General features: G+C 67.1%; 3 protein-coding genes. All 3 read left to right on the top strand.

Features of this window, described 5'->3' with window-relative positions:
* Positions 1-549, top strand: a 549-nt coding sequence (locus WCB02_RS34125; protein ID WP_423965479.1) for an acyltransferase family protein, incomplete at its 5' end; no start/stop codon positions are given.
* Between the two features lie 8 nt (positions 550-557).
* Entirely contained in the window at positions 558-1,796 is a 1,239-nt protein-coding gene (locus WCB02_RS34120) for an FAD-binding protein (RefSeq protein WP_423965476.1), read from the top strand.
* The coding region (locus WCB02_RS34115) for a 4Fe-4S dicluster domain-containing protein (RefSeq protein ID WP_423965474.1) at positions 1,793-2,094 on the top strand (302 nt) is incomplete at its 3' end. The genes WCB02_RS34120 and WCB02_RS34115, both read left to right, overlap by 4 nt.

The raw sequence follows: 2,094 nt of genomic DNA, 5'->3' as shown, positions 1-2,094 counted from the left end.
CGCCTGGACATCAGCGAGGGGGTTTCGGTGCTCAACGTGCATCCCGGCGACTTTCCGCAATATGTCCTGATGTTTGCGGCTGGCGCATTCGGTTATCGCGGCAACTGGCTTGCCGAGCTTCCCGAGCGCGCCTGTTTCCGCTCGGCATCGGTTCTGCTCCTCATTTCAGCTCCGCTGTTCGCCGCACTCGTCCTGCTGGGCGGCGGCTTGCAGGGCGAGACGGCCAGGTATGCCGGCGGCTTCAACCCGGTGAGTGCGGGCAAATGCCTTTGGGAGGCCTTGGTCTGCGTGGGCATGGGTCTTCTGATGCTCGCCATCTATCGGCGTCATTTCAACGCCCAGGGTCCGGTGGCGCGGTGGCTCTCTGACAATGCCTTCGGAGTCTATCTGATCCATCCGCCGATCCTGATTGGTTCTGCGATGCTCTTGCGCTCTGTCGAACTGAATGCGATTGGCAAGGCTGCGCTGCTGACCGTTGTCGCGGCGCTCGGCAGCTTTGCGGCCTCGGCCTTGATCTTGCGGAAATCGCCGTTGCGGGCGATCGTCTAGAGTCTGTGATGGATACGCTCAAAATACGTAATGCAGCCGACGTGGAGCAGGCGGTGCGGGCGGCGATCGCCGACCAGCAGCCGCTGGAAATCCTCGGTCATGGCTCCAGGCGGCTGATCGGCCAGCCGATGGCTACCAACGCGGTGCTCGATCTCTCGGCGCTCAACGCCGTGACGTCCTATGAACCGAACGAGCTCATCATCACCGTTGAGGCGGGTGCGCCGCTCTCGGACGTGATGTCGCTGATCGATTCCAAGAATCAGCAGTTTGCCTTCGAGCCGGTCGACACGGCCACCCTTCTCGGCACCGCGGAAACGGGCACCATCGGCGGCATGATCGGCGCGGGGTTCGCCGGTCCCCGCCGCATCCAGGCCGGCGGCGTGCGCGACCATCTGCTGGGGGCGCATGCGGTCTCGGGCTTCGGCGACAGCTTCAAGGCCGGCGGCAAGGTGGTCAAGAACGTCACCGGCTATGATCTCTGCAAGCTGCTTGCCGGCTCCTGGGGCACGCTTGCGGTCATGACCGAGGTCACCCTGAAGGTGATGCCGCGGCCGGAGAGCGAGCGTACGCTGGCGCTGCGCGGGCTCGACGACCTCGCCGCCAACCGGGCGATGACGGCCGCCCTCGGCTCGCCGTTCGATGTGTCCGCCGCCGGCCATGTGCCGGCCTCCGGGCTGCGCGGGGAGGTCAAGGGGCTCGAGGCTCTGGGATCACCGCGCCAGGCCGTCACCTTGTTGAGGCTGGAGGGCATTACCGCGTCCGCCACCCATCGCGCGGCCGCGCTCGCCCAGGCGTTGTCGCCATTCGGACCGGCGGAGATCCTGGAGGATGCGGTCTCCGCCCATGCCTGGCGCTCTCTGCGCGATGTAGAGCCCTTCGCGGCGGCGGGGGCGCTTGGGGCTTGGCCGGTCTGGCGGATCGTCTGTCCGCCGGCCTCGGGCGGCGCGCTGGGACTGGCGCTCGCCGGCGAAAGCGGGGGCGAGGTGATCTACGATTGGGGTGGCGGCCTGATCTGGGCCGCACTGCCGCCGCAAACCGACGCCCATGCGGGGCAGGTGCGCCGACGCGTCAGCGACGCCGGCGGCCACGCCACGCTGCTCCGCGCCCCCGAAGAGGTCCGCCGCAATGTCGACGTGTTCCATCCCCAGGCCCGCGGGCTTGCGGATTTGGCGGAGCGCGTCCGCGCGAGCTTCGATCCCGGGCGCATCCTCAATCGCGGCCGGATGAACCGGGCGGGCGCAGCATGAAGACCGAATTCAGCCTCGCCCAGCTCGCCGATCCCGATATCGTGGAAGCCGACAAGATCCTGCGCGCCTGCGTGCATTGCGGCTTCTGCACTGCGACCTGCCCGACCTATGTGCTGCTCGGCGATGAACTCGACAGCCCGCGGGGACGCATCTACCTGATCAAGGAGATGCTGGAAAAGGACCGCCCGCCGACAGCGGAAGTGGTCAAGCATATCGACCGCTGCCTTTCCTGCCTCGCCTGCATGACCACCTGTCCCTCGGGCGTGAACTACATGCACCTGGTCGATCAGGCCCGGGT

The sequence above is a fragment of the Bradyrhizobium sp. genome, assembly GCF_049581145.1.
Classification (GTDB): domain Bacteria; phylum Pseudomonadota; class Alphaproteobacteria; order Rhizobiales; family Xanthobacteraceae; genus Bradyrhizobium.
The sequence above is the reverse complement of the archived record's forward strand: the minus strand, read 5'-3'. Positions and strand labels throughout refer to the sequence as shown.